Here is a 26,412-nt window from a genome sequence, read left to right on the forward strand (position 1 = left end):
GGATTTTTTTTTGCCTGCTGACATTCAGATCCGCGCCAGCGCCTGTGCCAGGTCGTCGCGCAGGTCTTCGACATCCTCGACCCCCACGGACAACCGCACCAACGCATCGCCGATGCCGAGTTGCGCACGGGTGTCTGCGGGGATGCTGGCGTGGGTCATGATCGCCGGGTGCTCGATCAGGCTTTCCACCCCGCCCAGGCTCTCGGCCAAGGCGAAGATCCGAACACTCTCGAGGAAGCGCGTGGCACCGGCCAGATCGCTGTTCAGGTCGAGGGATATCATCCCGCCGAAACCACGCATCTGCCGCTGCGCCAGTGCGTGCTGCGGGTGCGACGGCAGGCCCGGATAATAGACACGCGCCACCTGCGGCTGACGCTCCAGCCATTGCGCCAGGTCCAGCGCGTTGTTGCAGTGGCGCTCCATGCGCAGCGCCAGGGTCTTCACGCCGCGCAGGGTGAGGAAAGCGTCGAACGGCCCGGCGATCGCGCCTACCGAGTTCTGTAGGAAGCCCAGACGCTCCGCCAGGTCTGCGTTTTGTCCGATCACCGCGATGCCGCCAATCACGTCGGAGTGGCCGTTCAGGTACTTGGTCGTCGAGTGCAGCACGATGTCGAAGCCCTGCTCCAGCGGGCGTTGTATCCAGGGACTGGCAAAGGTGTTGTCGGCGACACAAATGATGCCTCGCGAGCGACAGATGCGTCCGACGGCGGCGAGGTCCGTCAGACTCAGCAAGGGATTGCTTGGCGTCTCAACCCAAACCATCTTCGTGTCGGGCTGCAGTGCCGCTTCGAATCCCTCCAGGTCAGTCAGATCGACGAAGCTGAAGCGATGCCCGGCGCTGCGTTTGCGCACCTTGTCGAACAGCCGAAAGGTGCCGCCGTACAAATCATTGCCAGAGACGATGTGCGAGCCCGCGTCGAGCAGTTCGAGCACGGTGGAGATCGCCGCCAGCCCGGACGCGAACGCGAAGGCCTGGGTGCCGCCTTCGAGGTCTGCAACGCAACGCTCCAGCGCAAAGCGCGTCGGGTTGTGCGAGCGCCCGTAGTCGAAGCCCTTGTGCACACCGGGGCTCTGCTGCAAATAGGTGGAATTGGCGTAAATCGGCGGCATCAGCGCCCCGGTGGTAGGGTCGGGCGTTTGCCCGGCATGGATCACACGGGTGGCGAAGGCACGTGGCACAGCGTTTTCATCGTGTTGACTCATGTAAGGGATCTCCGTAGGTGAATGAGCATGTCGACTCGAGTAATCAAGCCGTAGAAGCCCGAAGCATCGGCGATGATCGCCACCAGCCCACGGTCGAGCTCTGCCCGTAGATCCGCCAGACTGGCGCTTGGTGGCAGGGTTTGCAGCTTATCGGTCATCGCGCTGGCCACGCTCGCGCGAAAGTGCGAAGCATCTTCTTGCATGCCCAGCAGAATGTCGGATTCGTCGATCACGCCGACCAGCCGCTGCCCGCCCTCCAGCACTGGCAGTTGCGACACATCCGCCAGGCGCATGCGCTGGAAAGCGGTGAGCAGCGTATCGTCCGGGCCCACGCTGACCACCCGGCCATCCTCGAAGCGTCGTGAGATCAGATCGCGCAGATCGCCGTAATGTTTGTACTGCAGCAAGCCCTGATCGTTCATCCACTGGTCGTTGTAGACCTTCGACAGATAGCGCGTGCCGGTGTCGCAGACGAAGCTGACGACCCGCTTCGGCTCGGTCTGCTCGCGGCAGTAACGCAGCGCCGCCGCCAGCAGTGTGCCGGTCGAAGAGCCGCCGAGTATGCCTTCGGCGCGCAACAGTTGGCGGGCATGATCGAAGCTTTCCTCGTCGCTGATCGAGTAGGCGTGGCGCACGCTGGACAGGTCGGCGATCGACGGAATGAAGTCCTCGCCGATGCCCTCCACCGCCCAGGAGCCGGGCGTGTTCATGGTGCCGCTGCGGCTGTATTCGGCCATCACTGAGCCGACCGGATCGGCCAGCACCATGACCAGCTCCGGTTGCACGCGGCGAAAGAAGCGGGTCAGCCCGGTCAGCGTGCCGGCCGACCCGACGCCGACAACAATGGCGTCCACATCATGCTGAGTCTGCGCCCAGATTTCCGGCGCGGTGCTGCATTCGTGGGCCAGCGGGTTGGCCGGGTTGTTGAATTGATCGGCGAAGAAGGCATCGGGAATTTCCTGCGCCAGCCGCGCCGCAACGTCCTGGTAGTAATCGGGATGGCCCTTGCCGACGTCGGAGCGGGTGATGTGCACCTCGGCGCCCATCGCCTTGAGGTGCAAGACCTTCTCGGTGGACATCTTGTCCGGCACCACCAACACCACTCGGTAACCCTTGGCACGGCCGACCAGGGCCAGACCAAGACCGGTGTTGCCGGCGGTGGCCTCGACGATGGTGCCGCCGGGTCGCAGGCTGCCATCGCGCTCGGCGGCGTCGATCATCGCCAGGCCGATGCGATCCTTGATCGAGCCGCCGGGGTTCTGCGATTCGAGCTTGAGGAACAGCGTGCACGGGCCGGTATCGAAACGGCTGACGCGCACCAGCGGCGTATTGCCGATCAGTTCGAGCACGGCGGGTCGGGAGTCGGTGGGCATGTCGTCACCTCGCTATGGAAATCAGCACTGGATGGACAGCAACCGACCGCGAGTCATCGCGCGCCAGTCGCAGGCAAAGTATCGCTTGGACCATAGGCCGGGATGGCGCCACCCGCAACCTTGCACAGCCAGCCGGTAGCGTCGCCGGAACAACAAAGCCGCTCGGCGCTCAGACCGAGAACCGCGCCACCATCGTATTCAGATCGACCGCCAACCGAGACAGCTCCTGGCTCGCGGCACTGGTTTGATTCGCCCCGGCCGACGTCTGCAACGCCAGATCGCGAATGTTCATCAGATTGCGATCCACCTCTCGCGCGACAGCCGCTTGCTCCTCCGAGGCGCTGGCGATCACCAGGTTGCGCTCATTGATCAGGGTAAACGCCGTGGCGATTTCTTCCAGCGCCGTGCCCGCTGCTTTCGCCACTTCCAGGGTCGAACGCGCGCGCGTGTTGCTCTGCTGCATCGAGCTGACCGCAGCATCGGTGCCTTTCTGGATACCGGAAATCATCTGTTCGATTTCCTGGGTCGATTGCTGCGTCCGGTGCGCCAGCGCCCGCACTTCATCGGCCACCACCGCAAAGCCGCGCCCGGCACTCCCGGCCCGCGCCGCTTCGATGGCCGCGTTCAGGGCCAGCAAGTTCGTCTGCTCGGCAATCGATCGAATCACATCCAGGACTTTGCTGATGCCATAGACTTTCTGCGCCAGGTCCTCGACCTGGGTCGCATTGGCCGTGACATCGTCGGCCAGGGACTCGATGGACAACACGGTCTGATGCACCTGCTCACGACCGTGCTGGGCGATCCGGTCGGATTCCCGAGACGCTTCGGATGTGGCCACCGCATTGCTCGCGACCTCCTCGACCGCCGCGGTCATCTGATTCACCGCCGTGGCGGCCTGGTCGATTTCCAGGCTCTGCTGATGCAGGCCCCGGGTGGCCTCTTCGGTCACACAACTGAGTTCTTCCGAAGCCGAGGCCAATTGGCTGGACGAGTCGGAAATACGCCGGAGGGTTTCGCGCAAACTCCCCTGCATACTCTTGAGCGCGTGCAACAGCCGCGCCGGCTCGTCCTTGCCGGTGATGCTGATATCACCGGTGAGATCGCCGCCAGCCACCCCTTCAGCCACCTTCAACGATTGGGAAAGCGGCACGACGATGCTGCGGGTCAGCAGCAGCGCCAGGCCGATGGTCATCAGCGCCGTCAGGCCGATCATCACCCCGACCCAGACTCGCGAATGGCTAAACACCTGGCGCCCCGCTTCCGTCGCCAGGTTGGCGTTGTGCTTGTTCAGTTCGACCAATGACTTGAGGGTGACGGCGATTTCATCGGCCAACGGACTCATCTCGCCATTGAGCATGGCGGCCGCCTCATCCACCCGTCCCTGAGCAGACAGCGTCATCACCTGAGCCTGGAACTGCAGGTATTGTTGCTCCGAGGCTTTGAAGCGGTCGAACAGCACACGCTCTTCGGGCAGCACGATCAGCGCGTCATAACGCTGCTGAGGCTCACTGAGGTTGCCTTTGAGTTCGTTGAGTTTGCTGACGTTTTGCGCCAGCGCCTGCGGGTCCCGATTGATCAGCAGGCGCATGGTCAATGCCCGCAGCCGCAGCATGTCCTGATTCATCTCCCCGACCGCCATCACGCTGGGCAGCCAGTTGTCATCAACCTGATCGGACTGCGCGCGCATGTTCGACATTTGCAGCAGGGCGAACGCCCCCAATCCAAACACCATCAACGCCAGCAGACCAAAACCCAGGCCCGCGCGCGACGCAATATTGAGACTTCTGATACTCATTAATCTGGTTCCTTCCAAAAGGGCCGCCCCAATCCTGCAGCGGGTTGCCTTAGAAGGTATCGGCCCTGAGAGATTTTGCGTAAGACGAAAAAGTGATATCAAAACGCCTTACTACTTCGATCGTCGGGCGGTAACGATTCAGCGCACGGCAATGGGCGAGTGAGAAAGTGGAACGCGTCATGGGAGGAATGCTCTATACCTTCAAGGTCTTTTTTGACCGAATGACTTTTTCCTGTTGCCTGCGAGGTTTCCCATGACTGTCACCGTCAATACCGTTTCCGCCGAAGGTTTTCGTCACAGCGTACAGATCGATGATCACGAACTCTTTGCCGATGTACCGACACTCGCCGGCGGCGAAGGCTCGGCGCCCGAGCCGCACGATTACTTCGACGCGGCCCTGGGTGCCTGCAAGGCCCTGACCCTGAAGATGTACGCGAAGAAGAAAGACATCCCGCTGACCGGTGTCACAGTCGAAGTCAAACGTGACAACAGCGAAGAGCAGAAAGGTAAATATGCCCTGCACGTCAAATTGACCCTCAAGGGTGTGCTCACCGACGCTCAGCGCGATGAGCTGCACCGCGTGGCCGACCGTTGCCCGGTCCACAAGCTGATGACCACCACCGAGGTCAGCATCGAAACGCACCTGTCTGAAGGTACCTTCAGCCAATAGCGGCAAGGGCTGCGCAAGCGGGTTATGCTCCACGCATTACCCGCTCAGCCTGGAATGCAGCATGAACACTCCGCTCGTGATCCGTCCCCGCGCCGAAGATGTCGAAGGCCAGCCAATTCTTCGCCCGTTGCCGTCAGCCAAATGCCGCAGCGTCGGGCCTTTCGTGTTTTTCGACCACATGCTCGAAACCCGTTATGAGGCGGGAAAAGGCATGAACATCCGTCAGCATCCGCATATTGGTCTGTCGACTCTTACGTACTTGTTCGAAGGAAAAATCCAGCACAAGGACAGCCTCGGCTCCGACCAAGTGGTGGACGCCGGTGATGTCAGCTGGATGACGGCGGGCAGCGCGATTGCTCACGTCGAGCGCACGCCTGAGGCGTTGAAGGACAGCGGCTTCACCCTGCATGGTTTGCAGATTTGGCTGGCCTCACCGAAAGATAAAGAGCACGGCCCCGGACACTACAGTCACCATCCCGCGGCCACGCTGCCGGTCAGCGATAACCTGGGGGTGAAGATCCGGATGATTGCCGGGTCAGGCTTTTGCCTGGAATCACCGGTCCCGGTGCTTTCTCCGACGCTGTATGCCGAATTGAACCTGCAAACGGCGACCACATTGCTGATTCCAACCGAGCATGAAGAGCGGGCGTTGTATGTGCTGGACGGCGAGGTGCAACTGGATGGCGAGCTGATAGAGCCGCTTTCGCTGGTGGTGTTGCCGGTCGGGGAAGAGATGACGCTGTTCGCTGAAAGCGACTGTCATGCCGTGCTGTTTGGTGGTGCGCCGCTGGATGGGCCGCGGCGGATCAACTGGAACTTCGTGGCGAGCGATCCGGCGTTGATCGATGAGGCGCGGCGACGCTGGGCGGCCGGGGATTGGCCGACGGTGCCGGGGGAAAGTGAGCGGATCGAATTGCCCTGAGATCTTCAGTGCCAGTTAAACCGCCATCGCGAGCAAGCTCGCTCCCACATTGGAACGCGGCACCCTGTGGGAGCGAGCTTGCTCGCGATGAGGCCAGACCTAACACCAACGATGTCAGCCTAAGCAGCACTCAGCCCTTAAACACTTCATCCAGCAAGTTGTACATCGAGGTAAACGCACGCCCCGCCGTCTTCGCGTCATACATCATCATGCCCGGCACATTGGCGTGCGGATCGGTGAAGGAATGCACCGCGCCGCCGTAGCTCAGCAGTTGCCAATCCACACCCGCCGCATTCATTTCAGCTTCAAACGCCGGCAGTTGCTCTTTCGGCACCAATGGATCGGATGCGCCGTGCAGCACCAGCACCGAGCCATTGATGTTTTTGGCGTCCCCCGGGCTCGGCGAATCCAGCGTTCCGTGGAACGACACCGCCGCCTTCACCGGCGCTCCGGTGCGAGCCAGATCCAGCGCGCAGCAACCACCGAAGCAGAAACCAAAGGTCGCCAGTTTCGAGCTATCGACCGCCGCTTCGTCCTGGATTTGCAGCTGATCGAACGCTGCTTGCATGCGTTTGCGCAACAACGGCCGGTCATGCTTGAGCGGCATCATGGCTGCACCCGCCTCGTCGCCGTTCTTCGGACGGATCGACTGGCCGTAGAGGTCCGCGATCAGCACCACATAACCCTTGGACGCCACGGACTTGGCGATCTCCTCCGCACCGGCGCTGACGCCCATCCAGTTCGGCGCCATCAACAGGCCGGGACGTGGGCCTTTGTGGTCGGCATCGAACGCCAGACGGCTTTCATACGACTGGCCATCAATCTGATAAACGACGGAACGAACAGTGATCTGGCTCATGACTAACTCCCAGTAAAAGACACCAGAATAAAAAAACCCGCCGAAGCGGGTTTTTGTACAACGTAGTTAAACCGACAGTTCAACCAGCAGCTTGTTGAGACGGCGCACGTATGCGGCCGGGTCTTTCAAGCTGTCGCCGGCGGCCAGGGCCGCCTGATCGAAGAGAATGTGCGACAGGTCGCCGAAGCGCTCGTCGCTCTGCTCGTTGTCGAGCTTCTCGATCAACGGGTGAGCCGGGTTGAATTCGAAGATCGGCTTCGATTCCGGAACCTTCTGACCGCTGGCTTCCAGGATCTGACGCATCTGCATGCCCAGGTCCTGCTCGCCGATGGCCAGAATCGCCGGGGAATCGGTCAGACGGTGCGAAACCCGCACTTCAGCAACGGAGTCGCCCAGTGCAGTTTTCAGACGCTCAACCAGACCTTCTTTGGACTTGGCGACTTCTTCCGCAGCTTTCTTGTCCTCTTCCGAGTCCAGGTTGCCCAGGTCCAGGTCACCGCGCGCCACGTCGACAAAGCTCTTGCCGTCGAAGTCGCTGAGGTAGCTCATCAGCCACTCGTCGATGCGGTCGGTCAGCAGCAGCACTTCGATGCCTTTCTTGCGGAAGACTTCCAGGTGCGGGCTGTTTTTGACTTGCGCGTAGGTTTCGCCGGTCAGGTAGTAGATCTTGTCCTGACCTTCCTTGGCGCGAGCCAGGTATTCGGCCAGACCCACCACTTGCTCGCCTTCATCACCGCTGGTCGATGCGAAACGCAGCAGGCCTGCGATTTTCTCTTTGTTGGCGAAGTCTTCTGCCGGGCCTTCTTTCATGACCTGGCCAAAGTTTTTCCAGAAGCTCTTGTATTGCTCAGGCTCGTTCTTCGCCAGCTTTTCCAGCATGTCGAGAACGCGCTTGGTCAGCGCCGACTTCATGGAATCGATGATCGGATCTTTCTGCAGGATTTCCCGCGACACGTTCAGCGACAGGTCGTTGGAATCGACCACGCCTTTGATGAAGCGCAGGTACAGCGGCAGGAACGACTCTGCCTGATCCATCACGAACACGCGCTGCACGTACAGCTTCAGGCCTTTCGGCGCTTCACGCTGGTACAGATCGAATGGAGCACGGGCCGGCACGTAGAGCAGCGAGCTGTATTCGAGCTTGCCTTCGACCTTGTTGTGGCTCCAGCTCAGCGGGTTCTCGAAGTCGTGAGCGACGTGTTTGTAGAACTCCTGGTATTCCTCGTCTTTCACTTCAGTGCGAGGGCGAGTCCACAGGGCGCTGGCGCGGTTGACGGTTTCCCATTCAACGGCCGGTTGCTCTTCGCCTTCAGCGGCGGCCACTTCTTTCGGCAACTCGATCGGCAGAGCGATGTGGTCGGAGTACTTCTTGATGATGTTGCGCAGACGCCAGCCATCGGCGAATTCGTCTTCACCGGATTTCAGGTGCAGGACGATACGGGTGCCGCGCTCGGCTTTATCAACGGTGGCAACTTCAAAATCGCCTTCACCCTTGGACGACCAGTGCACGCCTTCGCTGGCAGCAGCACCGGCACGCCGGCTGAACACGTCGACTTTATCGGCGACGATGAATGCAGAGTAGAAACCCACACCGAATTGACCGATCAGGTGCGAGTCTTTTTTCTGATCGCCGGAGAGATGTTTCATGAAATCGGCGGTGCCGGATTTGGCGATGGTACCCAGGTGGGTGATCGCATCTTCACGGCTCATGCCGATGCCGTTGTCTTCGAGGGTGACGGTTTTAGCGTCCTTGTCGAAGCTCACACGGATTTTCAGTTCGGCGCCACCTTCCAGCAACTCAGGCTTGGACAGGGCTTCGAAACGTAATTTGTCGACAGCGTCAGAGGCGTTCGAGATCAATTCGCGAAGGAAAATTTCCTTGTTGGAATACAGCGAATGGATCATGAGGTGCAGCAGTTGCTTCACCTCGGTCTGGAAGCCCAGGGTTTCCTTTTGAGTTTCCACACTCATGGTCATCAAACTCCAATCAGATGGCAGTGGCCGCGACCTGAAGGGTCGGCGGCGGGTTGTCATCAAAGTTGGGGGCTGAGTTCAGGATTTCAAGGGCTCTTCAATTTTGAAATGGGCGCGGGCTGTGGCAATCGGTTCGGCTTCGGTGCTTTGCCAGGCCGTAATCGCAACGTTGGCGACCCGGCGACCCTGCCGGCAAACCTGGCATCTGGCCCAGGTGTCGCGAAACTGCCCGGCGCGCAGATAGTCGAGGGAGAAATCGATGATCTTCGGCACACCCGGCGAACCGGTGAAAATCAGCAGGTGCAGCGCTGCGGACAGCTCCATGAACCCGGCGATCACGCCACCATGAATCGCCGGCAATAAAGGGTTACCAATGTTGTCCTTGTTGGCCGGCAAGCGAAACAGCAGATCATCCCCCACCCGCGAACATTCGATGCCGATCAATTTGGCGTAGGGAATCAGGTGCAGCAGCGACGCGTAGTCGCCCTGCTCATGTGCCTGCTGAAGTTGTTCCTTGAACGCGTCGGTCATTTCGTACCTCCGGCGATGACGCCGCCAAAGCCTTTGGTGCCCTTGATGGCTTTGCCCATGCGCATGAAGGTGCCCACCACGTGGGCGATGGGCTGCTCGGGATCGTCCTGGTAGGCGAAACCGCGAGCAAAGATCACATCCGTGGTCACCCGGTAGCACTGGGCAAAACCATAGACATCTTTATGCGGCTCGGCGGCGTGCATGTAGTCGATGCGCAGGTCGAGGGTCGGACAAACTTCGAACTCGGGCAGCACGCAGAGGGTGGACATGCCGCAGGCAGTGTCCATCAGCGAGGTCAGCGCCCCGCCATGAATCACGCCGGTTTGCGGGTTGCCAACAATTTGAGGACTGTATGGCAAGATGACCGTCAGGCCTTCGCTGCTGGCACTGTGAACCCGCAGCCCAAGAACCTGACAATGTCGCAGCGCCGATAGAAATCGTGTAGCGCGCTCAAAAACGGGGGTTTCGGCCATTTTCATAAACTCTTTTAGTGTTCAGGCAACGCACTAGGCGTTTTTAGTAAAAGTTCCCGTCGGAATAAACTTATATATCTGTATGAATTGAGGAACTTAACGCTATGGGCTGTGCTCGAAAGGCCAGTAGATATATTTTCCATAAGGAGAAACACCCCATGCGTAAGACTTTAGCTATTGCCTTGATGTTGACCGCTTCCCTCGGTCTCGCAGCCTGCGATAAAAAATCCGAGGACAAAGCTCAAGATGCTAACCAACATGCCGAGCAAGCTCAGCAAGACATGAGCAAAGCTCAGGATAAAGTGAACGACGCGGCGAAAGAAAACGCCGAAGCCGCCAAAGCTCAGGCTGAATCGGATGCAGCGGCAGCAAAAGAAGCACCTAAAAACTAAAACAGTTTTTAGCGTGATAAAGAAAACCCGCCAAGTGCGGGTTTTCTTTTGCCTTTTTTTTTGTTTGCAAAGCAGGCGTTACAGCAAAATAGTTTTAAAAGTCGGACTAATCATCAACAGCAACGAACACACTAGTCCGATGCCCCATACCAGGCTCCGCTGCCAGGCCAGATCAACCCAATAGCACAGCAAATAAATGATTCGCGTGATCACGAAGATGATTGCCAGCAAGTCGATCAACCACCCCGCTGTCTGCGTGGTGTGCGCCATCAACCCCCCCACCGCGAACAGAATGAACGCCTCAAAACAGTTTTGATGAGCCGCCAACGCACGGGCACCAAAGCCAGTCAGTTGCGCCTGTTGCTGACGCGGCAGATGGTTGTCATAACCACCCTGGTCATTCATCGCCTTGGCCACGGGAATTTTTGCCACAAAAATCAGCAAGGCACTGATAAACACACACCAGAACGGAATACTCATCAAACAGCCTCTTTAATCGCCTCGGGCAATGGCGCCTCTGTAGGTGTATAGACCATCACGTCGAGAACGTCGGAATGAAATTCCCGGCGATACAACACCAGCACCACGCCGGTACTCATCAACATGAACAACCACGGGCTGACGAACCAGGCCAGCATGGTCATGCCGAAGTAGTAAGAGCGCAGTCCGAAGTTGAACTGGTTGGCGGCCATGGAAATGACGCGGGCCGCCCTGGCAGCAAAGGCTTTGCGCTCTTGTTCGGAAACGTGACGCTCACCGACCATAGGTGCCGAGCCCACAAGAATTGCCGCAAAGTTGTACTGGCGCATGCACCAGCTGAACGTAAAGAACGCATAGACAAACACCAGCGCCAGACACAGCAACTTGATCTCGGACATCCCCTGGGATGCCTGTTGCACCATCGGGATATCCGCCAACAACGAGACCGCCCTTTCGGAGGCTCCGAGCACCGTGAGAATGCCGGCCAGGATAATCAGTGTGCTGGAGGCGAAGAACGAGGCGTTGCGCTCCAGGTTACCGATCACGCTGGCGTCAGCGATGCGGTTGTCGCGCAACAGCATGCGGCGCATCCAGTCTTCGCGATAAAGGTGCAGCACGCTGGCCAGGCACGCGGTGTCGCGGCCCTTCCACGTCGCATAACGGGTGTAGCCGCCCCAGCAGATGGCGAACCAGAACGCGGCGAGGATGTGGATCATGTTGGCGTGGATGAACGACATGCAGGTCCTTGTGATGTGTTTGGCAAAGCAAGTAGTGCTTCGACGTTAGTTCAAGGAAAAAGACACTGCACCGACTCCAAAAAAAATGCCCCGTATCGATTGATACGGGGCATTTCCATGTGTGTTCACGACCCGCTTGTGGCGGGCCATGAAGCGGCTTAAGCCAGTGCTTCTTCGCGTTTGCCCAGCAGGCGATCGCAAACCACCGCGACGACCAGGGTCATGACCGACGGCACCAGCCAGGCCAGGCCTTGCTCGCTCAGCGGCAGGTGGGACAACTGAGTCGGCATCCAGTCGGCCAGACCCGCGCCCTTGAGGGCGTCGATCAAACCGAAGATGAACGACACCAGCATCACCGGACCGACGATTCGGCCCTGCTCATGCCAGAAGTCCTTGCAGAAGCTCAGGGCGACCAGGGCAATGCACGGCGGGTAGATCGCGGTCAGCACCGGGATCGAGAACGCAATCAGCTTGGTGAGGCCCAGGTTGGACACCAGCAGGGAAAACGCGGCCAGGATGATGACCAATGTCTTGTAGGAAAGCGGCAGCACACGGCTGAAGTATTCAGCGCAGGCGCAGGTCAGCCCCACCGCCGTCACCAGACAGGCCAGGGAAATCAGCACCGCCAGAAATCCGCTACCCAGAGAGCCGAAGGTGTGTTGCACGTAAGCGTGCAAGACCGCCGCGCCGTTGGTGGCACCTGCGGCCACTTCATGGCTGCCCGAACCGAGACGGAACAGGCTGACGTAAACCAGCGCCAGGCCCACGCCGGCAATCAGCCCGGCGATGATCGCGTAACGGGTGATCAACACCGGCGACTCGACGCCACGGGAACGGATCGCGTTGACGATGACAATGCCAAACACCAGCGCGCCCAAGGTATCCATGGTCAGGTAACCATTGATGAAGCCTTGGGAGAACGGTGCCGCCACGTATTCCGGGGTGGCCACGCCGACATCACCGGCCGGCAATGCAAACGCTGCGATGCCGAGCGCGGCCAGGGCGATGATCTTCAGCGGTGCGAGGAAACGTCCTACGGTATCCAGCAACCGGCCCGGATAGAGCGAGATGAAAAACACCAGCAGGAAGTACACCGAGCTGTAGAGGAACAGCGCCAGCGGGCTCTCGCCAGTCAGTGGTGCCAAGCCGACTTCGAATGACACGGTGGCGGTGCGCGGTGTCGCGAACAGCGGGCCGACAGCGAGGTAGCACGCGGCCGCCAGCAGGCCACCGGCGACTTTGCCGATCGGGCTGCTCAAGGCATCCATGGCGCCACCGACCTTGGCCAGGGCGACAACGGTGATCACCGGCAGACCGACCGCGGTGATCAGAAAGCCCAGCGCCGCCATCCAGACATGTGGACCGGACTGCAGACCGACGATAGGCGGGAAGATGATGTTGCCAGCCCCGACAAACAGAGCAAACGTCATAAAACCAAGTGCCAGGATGTCCTGGCCTTTCAACACTTTCATTAAGGAAATACCACACTACTGAATCGGAATTTAGAGAGGGATTTCCCTGAGGGGTGAGGGAAATGCTGTCGGTCCGTATAGGACTGACCCGTTTAGCGCGTAGCAACCTTGTGGGCCGCGGAAGCAAAAATGGCTGCTAGCCTAACGAATTTGCCCGACAAACGCACTGTTAGGGTGCGATCTATCCGATACGCGACATTTCCGTGTCGCGTTTTTGCATGTAATTGGTTGTCGCCCTTAAGTCAGCCATCGCGAGCAAGCTCGCTCCCACAGGTTCTGTGGGATCCCTGTGGGAGCGAGCGTGCTCGCGATGAGGTCCTCACTGACGACACACAAACGCCGGAAACGACAAAGGCCACCCGAAGGTGGCCTTTGTTTGGTGAAGCGTCAGATAAGCGCGAGGCTTACTTGATCGCCCAACCGGTCAGCTCGGACAAAGCCTTGCCGATGTCTGCCAGCGAACGCACGGTTTTAACGCCTGCGTCTTCCAGGGCAGCAAACTTCTCGTCTGCAGTGCCTTTGCCGCCAGAGATGATTGCGCCAGCATGGCCCATGCGCTTGCCCGCAGGGGCAGTCACACCAGCGATGTAGGAAACAACCGGCTTGGTCACATGTGCCTTGATGTAGGCAGCCGCTTCTTCTTCAGCCGAACCGCCGATCTCACCGATCATAACGATCGCTTCGGTCTTCGGGTCTTCCTGGAACAGCTTCAGGATGTCGATGAAGTTCGAGCCCGGGATCGGGTCACCGCCGATGCCGACGCAAGTCGACTGACCGAAACCGGCGTCAGTAGTCTGCTTCACAGCTTCGTAGGTCAGGGTGCCGGAACGGGAAACGATACCGACCTTGCCTGGCAAGTGAATGTGACCTGGCATGATGCCGATCTTGCATTCGCCTGGAGTGATCACGCCTGGGCAGTTAGGACCGATCAGGACTACGCCCAGCTCGTCGCACTTGACCTTGGCATCCAGCATGTCCAGGGTAGGAATGCCTTCAGTGATGCAAACGATCAGCTTGATGCCGCCGAATGCTGCTTCCAGGATGGAGTCCTTGCAGAAAGGAGCTGGAACATAGATCACGCTGGCGGTGGCGCCAGTGGCAGCTACAGCATCTTTCACGGTGTTGAACACTGGCAGACCCAGGTGCTCGGTGCCGCCTTTGCCGGGAGTAACACCACCAACCATCTTGGTGCCGTATTCGATGGCTTGCTGGGTGTGGAAACTACCTTGCGAACCGGTAATACCCTGGCAGATAACTTTGGTGTCTTTATTGATCAGGACGCTCATTATTTGCCCTCCGCAGCTTTGACAACTTGTTGAGCAGCGTCGGTCAGGCTGGTAGCAGCGATGATGTTCAAACCGCTTTCTGCCAGTACTTTAGCGCCCAGCTCAGCGTTGTTGCCTTCAAGGCGAACAACAACCGGGATTTTCACGCCGACTTCTTTCACAGCGCCGATGATGCCTTCGGCAATCATGTCGCAACGAACGATGCCGCCGAAGATGTTGACCAATACTGCAGCGACGTTAGTGTCGGACAGGATGATCTTGAACGCTTCGGTAACGCGTTCTTTGGTAGCACCGCCGCCCACGTCGAGGAAGTTGGCTGGTTTGCCGCCATGCAGGTTGACGATGTCCATGGTACCCATGGCCAGGCCAGCACCGTTGACCATGCAACCGATATTGCCTTCCAGCGCTACGTAGTTCAGTTCGAACTTGGCAGCGTGCGCTTCGCGCGGATCGTCTTGCGACGGATCGTGGAAAGTCTTCAGCTTAGGCTGACGGTACATGGCGTTGGCGTCGATGTTGATCTTGGCGTCGAGGCAATGCAGATCGCCGTCAGCCTTGATCACCAGCGGGTTCACTTCCAGCAGAGCCAGGTCGTGATCCTTGAACAGCTTGGCCAGACCTACGAAGATCTTGGCGAACTGAGCAACTTGCTTGCCTTCCAGACCCAGCTGGAATGCCAGCTCGCGACCCTGGAATGGCTGAGCGCCAACCAGTGGATCGATAGTGGCCTTGAGGATTTTCTCAGGAGTGTCGTGAGCGATTTTCTCGATGTCCACGCCACCTTCGGTGGAAGCCATGAACACGATGCGACGGCTCGAACGGTCAACGACAGCGCCCAGGTACAGCTCTTTAGCGATATCAGTGCACGATTCAACCAGGATCTTGGTGACTGGCTGACCATTGGCATCAGTCTGGTAAGTCACCAGACGCTTGCCCAACCACTGTTGAGCGAATGCTTTGGCGTCTTCTTTGCTGCGAACCAGCTTAACGCCGCCCGCTTTACCGCGACCACCTGCGTGAACCTGGGCTTTGACAACCCATTCGGTCCCGCCGATTTTGTCGCACGCTTCTGCTGCTGCTTCCGGGGTGTCTACGGCGAAACCCTGGGATACTGGCAGGCCGTATTCAGCGAACAGCTGCTTACCCTGATACTCGTGAAGATTCATGCTTATTACCGTCTTCGTTAGGTACTGCGCATTCGGTGCTGCACTTGTTCAAGTGCCGCACCACCTGTGACTGCTGCTTGCGTAGGTGTTCCGGGTAACCGGTGAGACTACGCAAGGCTGCGTCCGGCGGACATTCCGCGGTGAGTCTTGCACGCAAGGCTCACGACGGGCCTTCCGCCGTGGTTTCTTATTGTCTTGTCTTAACGCTTCTTGCGGTTGGCAATGTGGATGGCGCCGCCATTCACAGCCAGAGCTGCTTCGTGCAAAGCTTCGGACAGGGTCGGATGGGAGAAAACCATCATGCCCAGGTCTTCCGCGCTGGTGCCGAATTCCATACCGATCGCTCCCTGCTGAACCAGTTCTGCAGCGCTCGGGCCAATTACGTGGACGCCCAGTACGCGGTCAGTCTTGGCATCAGCAATTACTTTCACGAAACCGCCGGTGTCGTTGGCTGCCATGGCACGGCCACTGGCTGCGAACGGGAAGGTGCCAACGTTAACTTCAACGCCTTCAGCCTTCAAGACCTGCTCGGTTTTGCCGACCCACGCGATTTCCGGGTGAGTATAAATAACAGACGGGATCAGGTCATAGTTGATTTGGGCTTTGTGGCCCTTGATGCGCTCAACCACCATGATGCCTTCTTCGGACGCCTTGTGCGCCAGCATCATGCCGCGAACCACGTCACCGATTGCGAAAACGCCCGGAACGCTGGTGGCGCACTGGTCGTCAACGAAAACGAAGCCACGTTCGTCGATGTTCACACCGCTGTCAGCTGCCAGCAGCTCGGTGGTCACCGGACGGCGACCAACGGCAACGATCAGCTTGTCGAACGTGATGTTCTGTTCGCCATTGGCATCGGTGTAGTTCACGACAACTTCGTTGCCATTCACTTTGGAACCGGTGACGCGAGCGCCCAGCTTGATGTCCAGACCTTGTTTGGTCAGGGTCTTGTAGGCTTCTTTGGAAACGGCGTCGTCAGCAGCTGGCAGGAACTTCTCCAGGGCTTCCAGAACAACCACTTCGGAACCCAGACGGGACCAGACCGAACCCAGTTCCAGACCGATTACGCCAGCGCCGATAACGCCCAGACGCTTAGGTACGGCCGGGAATTCCAGTGCGCCCGTCGAATCGACGATCACGTTCTGGTCAACCGGAGCCGGTGGAATGTCGATCGGACGCGAGCCCGAAGCCAGAATCACGTTCTCGGCTTCGATGATTTCGACGGTGCCGTCTGGCTTGGTCAGCTCGACTTTCTTGCCGGCCAGCAATTTGCCGTGGCCTTGCAGGGAAGTAACGCCGTTCGCCTTGAACAGGGTGGCAACGCCAGAGGTCAGGCCTTTGACGATGTTGGCTTTACGGCCAACCATTGCCGCCACGTCCATGGTCACGCCAGCGTGATTGATACCGTGGATCGCGAAGCCTTCTTTGGCTTCCTTGTATTTCCAGGAGCTGTCCAGCAGCGCCTTGGATGGAATGCAACCGACGTTCAGGCAAGTACCGCCGAGGGCCAGTTTGCCTTCCTTGTCGGTGTATTTCTCGATGCAGGCAGTGGAGAGGCCCAGTTGCGCTGCTTTAATGGCAGCCACGTAACCGCCAGGGCCCGCGCCAATCACTACCACGTCGAATTTCTGAGTCATGTGTCATTCCTTCTCGAATCAAACCGGACAATCCCTTTTGGGGATTGTCGTGGGACGAAGCTGGTCATTACAGGAGGGCCGCCCATCACTGGCCGGCCCGTGCAACGAAATCAGATATCCAGCAGCAAACGAGCCGGGTCTTCCAGCAGGTTCTTGATGGTAACCAGGAAGGTCACAGCTTCTTTGCCATCGATCAGACGGTGATCGTAGGACAGAGCCAGGTACATCATCGGACGGATAACAACCTGACCGTTGATCGCCATAGGACGCTGCAGAATGTTGTGCATGCCCAGGATGGCCGCTTGCGGCGGGTTAACGATCGGCGTCGACATCATCGAACCGAAAGTACCACCGTTAGTAATTGTGAAAGTACCGCCGGTCATCTCGTCCATCGACAGCTTGCCGTCACGAGCCTTCTTGCCGAAGGTGGCGATGCCGCCTTCGATTTCAGCCAGGCTCATCAGTTCGGCGTTACGCAGAACCGGAACAACCAGGCCGCGGTCGCTGGAAACAGCAACACCGACGTCAGCGTAGCCGTGATAAACGATGTCAGCCCCGTCGATCGACGCGTTGACAGCCGGGAAGCGTTTCAGCGCTTCGGTGGCAGCCTTGACGAAGAACGACATGAAGCCCAGACGCACGCCGTTGTGGGACTTCTCGAACAGGTCCTTGTACTTCGAACGCAGGGCCATGACTTCGGTCATGTCGACTTCGTTGAAAGTGGTCAGCATCGCCATGTTCGATTGAGCTTCAACCAGACGCTTGGCGACGGTGGCCCGCACGCGGGTCATCGGTACGCGCTTCTCGATACGATCGCCGGCAGCGAACACTGGAGCAGCAGCGGCAGGAGCAGCAGCCTTGGCAGGCGCGGCAGCCGGAGCGGCTTTCTTGGCAGCTACAGCGGCAACAACGTCTTCCTTGGTCACACGACCGCCTTTGCCAGTGCCGGCAACGGAAGCGATGTTGATACCGTTTTCTTCAGCCAGCTTGCGAGCAGCCGGTGCAGCAACAGGATCATCTTCGCCTTCAGCGGCTGGCGCAGCAGCTTGTGCAGCGGCCGGAGCAGCGGCAGCAGCTGGAGCGGCAGCAGCGCCGCCCGCTTCGATGGAGCCCAGGACTTCGTCGGACAGAACGGTGTCGCCTTCGTTCTTGACGATAGCGCCCAGCACGCCATCAGCGGTGGCCAACACTTCCAATACGACTTTGTCAGTTTCGATGTCGACGATCAGGTCATCGCGCTTGACGGCGTCGCCCGGCTTTTTGTGCCAGGTGGCAACGGTGCCATCGGCAACCGATTCCGGGAAAGTGGGGGCTTTGATTTCGATAGCCATTATCTGTGGGTCCTTAAATTCGGTTTCAGGTGCGCGAAGGCGTTAAACAGTAAAGGCGTCTTGCAGCAGTTTTTCCTGCTGCTCAGCGTGCATCGATGCATAACCACAAGCAGGTGCAGCGGAAGCATCACGACCGGCGTACTCGAGAAAGAGTGCTTTGTTGTGATTGCCAACGATGCGGCGCATGTGGTGTTGGCTGCAGTACCAGGCACCCTGGTTCATCGGCTCTTCCTGACACCAAACGATATGTTTGAGGTTGGTGTACGGAGCCAGGACTTCGTTCAAGTCGTCCTCAGGGAATGGGTACAGCTGCTCGATACGCACGACGGCGATGTCGTCACGACCTTCGGCACGGCGTTTTTCCAGCAGGTCGTAGTAGACCTTGCCGCTACACAGAACAATGCGCTCGACCTTTTTCGGGTCTTGAACATCGATTTCCGGGATAACGGTCTGGAACGAACCTTCGGCCAGATCTTCCAGAGTCGAGATGGCCAGTTTATGACGCAGCAGCGACTTCGGCGTCAGGACTATCAATGGCTTGCGCAGCGGGCGAATCACCTGACGACGCAGCAAGTGGTAGATCTGGGCCGGCGTAGTCGGCACGGCTACCTGAATGTTGTGCTCGGCGCACAGCTGCAGGTAACGCTCCAGACGAGCCGAAGAGTGCTCCGGCCCCTGACCTTCATAACCGTGCGGCAGCAGCATGGTCAGACCGCAGAGACGGCCCCACTTGTGCTCGCCACTGGTGATGAACTGGTCGATAACCACCTGGGCACCGTTGGCGAAGTCGCCGAACTGGGCTTCCCAGATCACCAGCGCCTCAGGCGTGGTGGTCGAGTAACCGTATTCGAACGCCAGCACGGCCTCTTCGGACAGGAACGAATCGTACAGGTCGAAACGTGGCTGGCCCTTGTACAGGTTTTGCAGCGGGATGTAGGTACCCGTGTCTTTCTGGTTGTGCAAAACAGCGTGACGGTGCGAGAACGTACCGCGGCCGATGTCCTGACCGGTCATGCGAATCGGGTGACCTTCGAACGCCAGGGTCGCGTACGCCATGGTTTCGGCGTAACCCCAGTTGATCGGCAGGCCGCCGGCTTGCATTTTCTGACGGTCTTCGTAGATTTTCGAGACCTGGCGCTGAACCACGAAGCCTTCCGGAATTTCCAGCAGCTTGGCGGACAGTTCCTGCAAGGTTTTCAGATCGAAGCGAGTGTCGTGACGTGCAGTCCAGGCGTGGCCCAGATACGGACGCCAGTCCACGAACAGCTCTTTGTTCGGCTCTTTGACCAGGCTTTTTACAACATGCAGGCCGTTGTCCAGCGCGTTGCGGTACTCATCGATTTTCGCCTGAACACGCTCAACGTCCAGCACACCGCTCTGGGTCAGACGGTCGGCGTACAGTTCACGGGTAGTGCGCTGTTTGGCGATCTGCTGATACATCAGAGGCTGGGTACCGCTTGGCTCGTCGGCCTCGTTGTGGCCGCGACGACGGTAGCAGACCAGGTCGATCACCACGTCGCGCTTGTACTGCATGCGGTAGTCGATGGCCAACTGGGTCACGAACAATACGGCTTCCGGATCATCACCATTCACATGGAGGATCGGCGCCTGGATCATCTTCGCAACGTCAGTCGCGTACTCGGTGGAGCGCGAGTCCAGCGGGTTGCTGATGGTGAAACCGACCTGGTTGTTGATCACGATGTGCACGGTGCCGCCGGTTTTGAAACCGCGGGTCTGCGACATCTGGAAGGTTTCCATCACCACGCCCTGACCGGCGAATGCCGCGTCACCGTGGATGGAGATCGGCAGAACCTTCTCGCCGGTAGGGTCGTTACGACGATCCTGACGGGCGCGAACCGAACCCTCGACCACCGGGGAAACGATTTCCAGGTGGGACGGGTTGAACGCCATGGCCAGGTGAACTTCACCGCCGGTGGTCATCACGTTGGACGAGAAGCCCTGGTGATATTTAACGTCACCGGAACCCAGCTCGACCTTCTTCTTGCCTTCGAACTCGTCGAACAGCTCGCGCGGGTTCTTGCCGAAGGTGTTGACCAGTACGTTCAGACGACCACGGTGGGCCATGCCGATGACGATTTCCTTGGTGCCGTAGGAACCGGAACGCTGGATCAGTTCGTCGAGCATCGGAATCAGGCTCTCGCCGCCTTCCAGACCGAAACGCTTGGTACCCGGGTATTTGGTACCGAGGTATTTTTCCAGACCTTCGCCCGCGGTGACACGCTCAAGCAGGTGGCTCTTGATGTCGGCGGAGTACGTTGGACGGCCGCGCACGCTTTCCAGACGCTGCTGGAACCACTGGCGCTGCTCGGAATCGGTGATATGCGTAAATTCAGCGCCGATGGTGCGGCAATATGTCTGCTGCAACGCTTCGTGAATTTCGCGTAGGCTCGCCTCCTCTTTGCCGATGAACAGGTCGCCGGCACGGAAGGTCGTATCAAGATCGGCATTGGTCAAGCCGTAATGATTGATCGACAGGTCTGCAGGTGCAGGACGCTGCCACAGCCCCAGCGGGTCAAGCTGGGCTGCCTGGTGGCCACGCATACGGTAGGCCTGGATCAATCGCAGCACTTCAACTTGCTTCTTCTCGTGCTCACTGCTCACGCTGCCGGCGGAAACCGGTTGGGCGCGGCGCTGGTTCTTTGCCAGCAAGACGAAATGATCGCGAATTGTGGAGTGCGAAACATCGGTGGCAGTGTTGCCGTCAGCAGGCAACTTCTGAAAGTAGGTGCGCCACTCTTCTGGCACAGCGTTAGGGTCGTGCAGGTAGAGCTCATAGAGCTCTTCCACATAGGCAGCGTTACTACCGGATAGGTAGGCGCTGTTCCACATGCGCTGCATCACGCTTTCTTGCATGCTTGGTCACCCTCGGTTAGGGGAACACCACCGGCGTCGACACCGAGCACGCTTGCAGAAGTCCGAATGCAGCGACTAAAACAAGCCACTTAGGATCACGCTGATAGTCCGGGTACCAGCCCGGATGCCCCTGCTTGTCTCATTTCTTCAAAATAAGAGCCGCAGCCTTATAAGCTGCTGCTCAGGTTAAGACTACGGCGCCGGTTGAAGCCTGCGCCGTAGCATCTACGGGTACAGCGGTACTACAGATACTGCTGAATCACACGCCGCTTTGCAGCAACATGTTACGTACGTGACCGATGGCCTTAGTCGGGTTCAGGCCTTTCGGGCAGACGTTGACGCAGTTCATGATCCCGCGGCAGCGGAATACGCTGAACGGATCATCCAGCGAAGCCAGACGCTCGGCAGTCTTGGTGTCGCGGCTGTCTGCCAGGAAGCGATACGCTTGCAGCAGAGCAGCTGGACCCAGGAACTTGTCCGGGTTCCACCAGAAGGACGGGCAAGAGGTCGAGCAGCAAGCGCACAGGATGCACTCGTACAGACCGTCGAGCTTTTCACGTTCTTCAGGGGTCTGCAGACGCTCGATGGCCGGAGCCGGCGTGTCGTTCTGCAGGTATGGCTTAACCTTTTCGTATTGCTTGTAGAAGATGCTCATATCGACGACCAGGTCACGGATTACCGGCAAACCTGGCAGAGGACGAACGATCAGCTTGTTACCTTTTACGACAGCGGACAGCGGCGTGACGCACGCCAGAGCGTTTTTGCCGTTGATGTTCATGCCGTCGGAACCGCAAACACCTTCACGGCAAGAGCGACGATAGGAGAAACCTTCGTCCTGCTCTTTGATCAGGGCCAGCACGTCCAGCACCATCAGGTCTTTACCACCGGTATCGACCGAAAATTCCTGCATGAACGGCGCAGCGTCCTGATCAGGGTTGTAGCGATAAACACTGACTTGCAACATGGCGGCCACCCTTAATAAGTCCGAATCTTAGGTTCAAAAGTCGGAACAGTCTTCGGCGAGAAGTTCACAGCACGCTTGGTTACGCGCTTGTCACCCGGGAAGTACAGGGTGTGGCACAGCCAGTTTTCGTCGTCGCGGTCTTCGTAGTCTTCACGGGCGTGAGCGCCGCGGGACTCTTTGCGGATCTCTGCGGCGATGGCGGTAGCTTCGGCCACTTCCAGCAGGTTCTGCAATTCCAGCGCTTCGATACGAGCGGTGTTGAACGCCTGGCTCTTGTCGTTGATCTTGACGTTGGCGATACGGCCACGCAGATCAGCCAGCTGAGCAATACCCTTCTGCATGTATTCGCCGGTACGGAACACACCGAAGTAGTTCTGCATGCAGCTTTGCAGCTCTTTACGCAGGGTGGCGACGTCTTCGCCCTCGGTACGCGAGTTCAGGCCATCGAGACGCGCCAGGGCAGCGTCGATGTCGGACTGGCGAGCGCGAGTGTAATCGACGCCTTCTTTCAGGGTCTGTTCCAGGAACAGGCCGGCCGCACGGCCGAATACCACCAGGTCGAGCAGCGAGTTGCCGCCCAGACGGTTGGCACCGTGAACCGATACGCAGGCCACTTCGCCTACTGCGAACAGACCCGGGATGATCTGATCAACGCCGTCGGCGTCCTGAGTGATTGCCTGACCGTGAATGTTGGTCGGCACGCCGCCCATCATATAGTGGCAGGTTGGAACGACCGGGATCGGCGACACGGCTGGATCGACGTGAGCGAAGGTCTTGGACAGTTCCATGATGCCTGGCAGACGGCTGTGCAGAACTTCTTCACCGAGGTGATCGAGTTTCAGCATTACGTGGTCGCCATCCGGACCGCAACCGTTGCCGGCGATGATTTCTTTAACCATCGAGCGAGCAACCACGTCACGACCAGCAAGGTCTTTGGCGTTCGGAGCATAACGCTCCATGAAACGCTCGCCGTGCTTGTTGATCAGGTAACCGCCTTCACCGCGGCAGCCTTCAGTCACCAGTACACCGGCGCCGGCGATGCCGGTCGGGTGGAACTGCCACATTTCGATGTCTTGTACCGGCACGCCAGCACGCAGAGCCATGCCGACGCCGTCACCGGTGTTGATCAGGGCATTGGTGGTGGACGAGTAGATACGACCTGCACCGCCGGTCGCCAGTACAGTGGCGTTAGCGCGGACGTAGGAAGTTTCGCCGGTTTCGATGCAGATGACGATCATGCCGACAAAGGCACCATCTTCGTTCTTCACCAGGTCGACGCCGTAGTATTCGTTGAGGAATACGGTGCCGGCCTTGAGGTTGGCCTGGTACAGAGTGTGCAGCAGTGCGTGACCGGTACGGTCGGCAGCGGCACAAGTACGTGCAGCCTGGCCACCTTTACCGAAGTCTTTCGACTGACCGCCGAATGGACGCTGATAGATGCGGCCTTGCTCGGTACGGGAGAAAGGCAAGCCCATGTGCTCGAGCTCGAAGACCGCTTCCGGGCCTACGGAACACATGTATTCGATAGCGTCCTGGTCACCGATATAGTCGGAACCCTTGACGGTATCGTACATGTGCCAGCGCCAGTCATCGTTCGGATCTGCCGAAGCGATAGCGCAGGTGATGCCACCCTGGGCGGATACAGTGTGCGAGCGAGTCGGGAAAACCTTGGTTACCACGGCAGTCTTGTGACCACCTTGTGCCAGCTGCAGCGCAGCGCGCATGCCAGCACCGCCGCCGCCAATGATGATGGCGTCGAACGAAAGCGTATTAACTGTAGTAGACATGAATCAGATACCCCAAAGAATCTGCACACCCCAGACGAAGTACGCGAACATCGCGACGCCGCATACCGCCTGGAAGAGGAAACGTATTGCAGTCGCGGACTTGCCGAACGCCATTGGCGTCAGGTAGTCGGTCGCGATGGTCCACATGCCGACCCAGGCGTGAGCGCCGAGGGCAACGAGGGCCAGGAGACTGAAGATACGCATCCAGTTGCTTGCGAACAGTTCATGCCATTGGGCGTAGCCGATGCCAGGGTTGGCGACGACGTATCCGATCAGGAAGATGAAGTAAGCCGCGAGAACGACCGCAGACACACGTTGTGCCATCCAGTCATAGAGGCCCGAACGCGACAGGTTCGTGACGTTAGTTACCATATCCAAACTCCTGCCAGAACGATTACCACCACAGAAACGGCGATAACGATTTTCGAGCCCAGTTTGCCGCCCTCAAGCGACTCGCCGATGCCCATGTCCATCATCAAGTGGCGCACACCGGCAACCAAGTGATACAGCAAGGCGGACAGGATGCCCCATGTCACTAGCTTGGCTAGCGGACTGGTCAGACACGCTTTCACCTGACCGAAGCCTTCTTCCGAGTCGAGCGACTTGTCCAATGCATAAAGCATGATGGCCAGGCTGACAAAGAGGATGATTCCGGAGATTCGGTGAAGAATGGACGTGTAAGCAGTGACTGGGAGTTTGATGGTCCTTAGGTCTAGGTTTACAGGTCGTTGGCTATTCACGGCTTTTTTTCACACTGAAGAGCCCCTAACAATCAGGGCAAAGTTGTTGGGGAGTGCACTGGTCAGGTACCCACCACCCAGGGAGTGCGACCCCCAGTAAAGCAGGCCCAAAAGCCCCTGGCGGTCGGAGGCCGAGTATAGACAGTTAGGCTACTAATGACAACGCAATCGCCTTCCCCTAATAGCTCATTGCGCAAGTCGTATAAAAGGCGTAAATGGCAGTCAATTTCGAGGAAAAAGTCCGGTTAAAGCCTTCTGGAGCAAGACTTTAGGCAAATTGACATTCGAATTTATCTCACTATAGTGGTGCGGGCCCTGCGTGGGGGGTCTGTCTGATGATTTCAAGCATAAATAGGAGGCCACATGGCTGACAAAAAAGCGCAGTTGATCATCGAGGGCGCAGCCCCCGTCGAGCTGCCCATTTTAACCGGCACCGTTGGTCCCGATGTTATCGATGTTCGGGGCCTGACGGCCACGGGCCGTTTCACCTTTGACCCTGGTTTCATGTCGACAGCTTCCTGCGAGTCGAAGATCACCTATATCGACGGCGACAACGGCATTCTGCTGCACCGCGGTTACCCGATCGAACAGCTGGCTGAAAAATCGGACTACCTGGAAACCTGCTATCTGCTGCTCAACGGCGAATTGCCGACCGCAGAACAGAAGGCCCAGTTCGTCAGCACCGTGAAGAACCACACCATGGTTCACGAGCAGTTGAAGACCTTCTTCAACGGTTTCCGTCGCGACGCCCACCCGATGGCCGTCATGTGCGGCGTAGTCGGCGCCCTCTCGGCCTTCTACCACGACTCCCTGGACATCAATAACCCGCAGCATCGCGAAATCTCCGCGATCCGCCTGGTTGCCAAGATGCCGACCCTGGCAGCGATGGTTTACAAGTACTCGATGGGGCAACCCATGATGTACCCGCGCAACGACCTGACGTACGCGGAAAACTTCCTGCACATGATGTTCAACACCCCGTGCGAGATCAAACCGATCAGCCCGGTACTCGCCAACGCCATGGACAAAATCTTCATCCTCCATGCCGACCACGAGCAGAACGCATCGACGTCCACCGTACGCCTGGCCGGCTCTTCGGGTGCCAACCCGTTCGCCTGTATCGCCGCCGGCATCGCTGCACTGTGGGGCCCTGCCCACGGCGGCGCGAACGAAGCTGTTCTGACCATGCTCGATGAAATTGGCGATGTCTCGAACATCGACAAGTACATCGCCAAGGCCAAGGACAAGAACGATCCGTTCAAACTGATGGGCTTCGGTCACCGGGTTTACAAAAACCGCGACCCACGCGCAACAGTCATGAAGCAGACCTGCGACGAAGTGCTGAAAGAACTGGGCATCACCAACGATCCGCAACTCGAACTGGCCATGCGCCTGGAAGAGATCGCCCTGACCGATCCGTACTTCATCGAACGCTCGCTGTACCCGAACGTCGACTTCTACTCGGGGATCATCCTCAAGGCGATCGGCATTCCAACCAGCATGTTCACCGTGATCTTCGCTTTGGCGCGGACCGTCGGCTGGATCTCCCACTGGAAAGAAATGCTCTCCAGCCCGTACAAGATTGGCCGTCCGCGCCAGCTGTACACCGGCTACGAGTCGCGCGACATCACCAAGCTGGAAGACCGCAAATAAGACCTGTCTTGCGATAACGTCTTAAAGTTGCACCGGGAACGGCCTCTATTTATATAGAGGCCGTTTTTGTTTGTGCGATGAACCTGATCGTTC

Annotated in this window: 23 protein-coding genes; 4 read left to right on the top strand and 19 right to left on the bottom strand. The window is 58.5% G+C overall.

Going from position 1 to position 26,412, the window contains the following annotated elements; translation table 11 throughout:
• Positions 1-24: 24 nt before the first annotated feature.
• The 3 genes from ACA056_RS20555 to ACA056_RS20565 form a co-directional block, all read right to left on the bottom strand.
• On the bottom strand, positions 25-1,203 hold the full coding sequence (locus ACA056_RS20555) for a cystathionine gamma-synthase (protein ID WP_497267341.1): 1,179 nt from the start codon (positions 1,201-1,203) through the stop codon (positions 25-27).
• Positions 1,200-2,576 carry a pyridoxal-phosphate dependent enzyme gene (locus ACA056_RS20560; RefSeq protein WP_497267343.1) on the bottom strand — a complete coding sequence of 459 codons (1,377 nt, stop codon included), beginning with the start codon at positions 2,574-2,576 and terminating at the stop codon, positions 1,200-1,202. Before ACA056_RS20560 ends, ACA056_RS20555 begins: the two co-directional genes overlap by 4 nt.
• Positions 2,577-2,745: 169 nt before the next feature.
• A complete protein-coding gene (locus ACA056_RS20565) occupies positions 2,746-4,371 on the bottom strand; it encodes a methyl-accepting chemotaxis protein (protein ID WP_497267345.1) in 1,626 nt (541 codons plus the stop codon).
• Positions 4,372-4,624: 253 nt separating this feature from the next.
• Here ACA056_RS20565 and ACA056_RS20570 point away from each other — a divergent pair, with 253 nt between their 5' ends.
• Positions 4,625-5,041, top strand: a complete 417-nt coding sequence (locus ACA056_RS20570) for an OsmC family protein (protein ID WP_497267347.1) — start codon at positions 4,625-4,627, stop codon at positions 5,039-5,041.
• A 61-nt stretch (positions 5,042-5,102) separates the two neighbouring features.
• Positions 5,103-5,963: a pirin family protein gene (locus ACA056_RS20575; protein ID WP_497267349.1), complete on the top strand. Its 861-nt coding sequence runs from the start codon at positions 5,103-5,105 to the stop codon at positions 5,961-5,963.
• Positions 5,964-6,093: 130 nt separating this feature from the next.
• On the opposite strand, the gene ACA056_RS20580 is transcribed toward ACA056_RS20575, so the two are convergent.
• The 4 genes from ACA056_RS20580 to ACA056_RS20595 all read right to left on the bottom strand — a co-directional run bounded on the left by ACA056_RS20580 (position 6,094) and on the right by ACA056_RS20595 (position 9,800).
• On the bottom strand, positions 6,094-6,822 hold the full coding sequence (locus tag ACA056_RS20580; RefSeq protein WP_497267351.1) for a dienelactone hydrolase family protein: 729 nt from the start codon (positions 6,820-6,822) through the stop codon (positions 6,094-6,096).
• 66 nt (positions 6,823-6,888) lie between these two features.
• Complete coding sequence (gene htpG / locus ACA056_RS20585) at positions 6,889-8,793, bottom strand: molecular chaperone HtpG (RefSeq protein ID WP_497267353.1); 1,905 nt, start codon at positions 8,791-8,793, stop codon at positions 6,889-6,891.
• Positions 8,794-8,874: 81 nt separating this feature from the next.
• A complete protein-coding gene (locus ACA056_RS20590) occupies positions 8,875-9,327 on the bottom strand; it encodes a PaaI family thioesterase (protein ID WP_123364606.1) in 453 nt (150 codons plus the stop codon).
• Positions 9,324-9,800 (bottom strand): PaaI family thioesterase, encoded by a 477-nt coding sequence (locus ACA056_RS20595; RefSeq protein WP_497267355.1) that lies wholly within the window; start codon positions 9,798-9,800, stop codon positions 9,324-9,326. Before ACA056_RS20595 ends, ACA056_RS20590 begins: the two co-directional genes overlap by 4 nt.
• A 158-nt stretch (positions 9,801-9,958) precedes the next feature.
• Between ACA056_RS20595 and ACA056_RS20600 the strand changes: the two genes are divergently transcribed.
• Positions 9,959-10,192 (top strand): hypothetical protein, encoded by a 234-nt coding sequence (locus ACA056_RS20600; RefSeq protein ID WP_497267357.1) that lies wholly within the window; start codon positions 9,959-9,961, stop codon positions 10,190-10,192.
• 78 nt (positions 10,193-10,270) lie between these two features.
• Here the strand turns inward: ACA056_RS20600 and ACA056_RS20605 are convergent, their stop codons facing one another.
• From ACA056_RS20605 to sdhC, 12 genes are all read right to left on the bottom strand, one after another.
• Positions 10,271-10,672, bottom strand: a complete 402-nt coding sequence (locus ACA056_RS20605; RefSeq protein ID WP_497267359.1) for an MAPEG family protein — start codon at positions 10,670-10,672, stop codon at positions 10,271-10,273.
• Positions 10,672-11,409, bottom strand: a complete 738-nt coding sequence (locus tag ACA056_RS20610) for a DUF599 domain-containing protein (RefSeq protein ID WP_497267361.1) — start codon at positions 11,407-11,409, stop codon at positions 10,672-10,674. Before ACA056_RS20610 ends, ACA056_RS20605 begins: the two co-directional genes overlap by 1 nt.
• Before the next feature lie 158 nt (positions 11,410-11,567).
• Positions 11,568-12,881, bottom strand: a complete 1,314-nt coding sequence (brnQ, locus tag ACA056_RS20615) for a branched-chain amino acid transport system II carrier protein (RefSeq protein WP_462002182.1) — start codon at positions 12,879-12,881, stop codon at positions 11,568-11,570.
• 404 nt (positions 12,882-13,285) lie between these two features.
• Positions 13,286-14,167 (bottom strand): succinate--CoA ligase subunit alpha, encoded by an 882-nt coding sequence (sucD, locus tag ACA056_RS20620; protein WP_008148605.1) that lies wholly within the window; start codon positions 14,165-14,167, stop codon positions 13,286-13,288.
• Positions 14,167-15,333, bottom strand: a complete 1,167-nt coding sequence (sucC, locus tag ACA056_RS20625) for an ADP-forming succinate--CoA ligase subunit beta (RefSeq protein ID WP_008148602.1) — start codon at positions 15,331-15,333, stop codon at positions 14,167-14,169. The genes sucD and sucC overlap by 1 nt, the downstream gene beginning before the upstream one ends.
• A gap of 200 nt (positions 15,334-15,533) precedes the next feature.
• On the bottom strand, positions 15,534-16,970 hold the full coding sequence (lpdA, locus tag ACA056_RS20630) for a dihydrolipoyl dehydrogenase (protein ID WP_497267364.1): 1,437 nt from the start codon (positions 16,968-16,970) through the stop codon (positions 15,534-15,536).
• Between the two features lie 110 nt (positions 16,971-17,080).
• Positions 17,081-18,301, bottom strand: coding sequence for a 2-oxoglutarate dehydrogenase complex dihydrolipoyllysine-residue succinyltransferase (gene odhB, locus ACA056_RS20635; protein ID WP_010456848.1), 1,221 nt, complete (start codon positions 18,299-18,301; stop codon positions 17,081-17,083).
• A gap of 42 nt (positions 18,302-18,343) precedes the next feature.
• Positions 18,344-21,175, bottom strand: a complete 2,832-nt coding sequence (locus ACA056_RS20640) for a 2-oxoglutarate dehydrogenase E1 component (protein ID WP_497267366.1) — start codon at positions 21,173-21,175, stop codon at positions 18,344-18,346.
• A 259-nt stretch (positions 21,176-21,434) separates the two neighbouring features.
• On the bottom strand, positions 21,435-22,139 hold the full coding sequence (locus tag ACA056_RS20645) for a succinate dehydrogenase iron-sulfur subunit (RefSeq protein WP_046048041.1): 705 nt from the start codon (positions 22,137-22,139) through the stop codon (positions 21,435-21,437).
• 11 nt (positions 22,140-22,150) lie between these two features.
• The gene (gene sdhA / locus ACA056_RS20650) at positions 22,151-23,926 is read right to left on the bottom strand and encodes a succinate dehydrogenase flavoprotein subunit (protein WP_046048042.1); all 1,776 of its coding nucleotides are present in this window, start codon (positions 23,924-23,926) and stop codon (positions 22,151-22,153) included.
• A gap of 3 nt (positions 23,927-23,929) precedes the next feature.
• Entirely contained in the window at positions 23,930-24,298 is a 369-nt protein-coding gene (sdhD, locus tag ACA056_RS20655; protein ID WP_007945134.1) for a succinate dehydrogenase, hydrophobic membrane anchor protein, read from the bottom strand.
• The gene (gene sdhC / locus ACA056_RS20660; protein WP_033053500.1) at positions 24,292-24,666 is read right to left on the bottom strand and encodes a succinate dehydrogenase, cytochrome b556 subunit; all 375 of its coding nucleotides are present in this window, start codon (positions 24,664-24,666) and stop codon (positions 24,292-24,294) included. Before sdhC ends, sdhD begins: the two co-directional genes overlap by 7 nt.
• Before the next feature lie 363 nt (positions 24,667-25,029).
• On the opposite strand from sdhC, the gene gltA reads away from it, so the two are divergent.
• Positions 25,030-26,319: a citrate synthase gene (gene gltA, locus ACA056_RS20665; RefSeq protein WP_008148584.1), complete on the top strand. Its 1,290-nt coding sequence runs from the start codon at positions 25,030-25,032 to the stop codon at positions 26,317-26,319.
• Positions 26,320-26,412: the final 93 nt, after the last annotated feature.

The organism is Pseudomonas sp. LBUM1666, assembly GCF_059695775.1.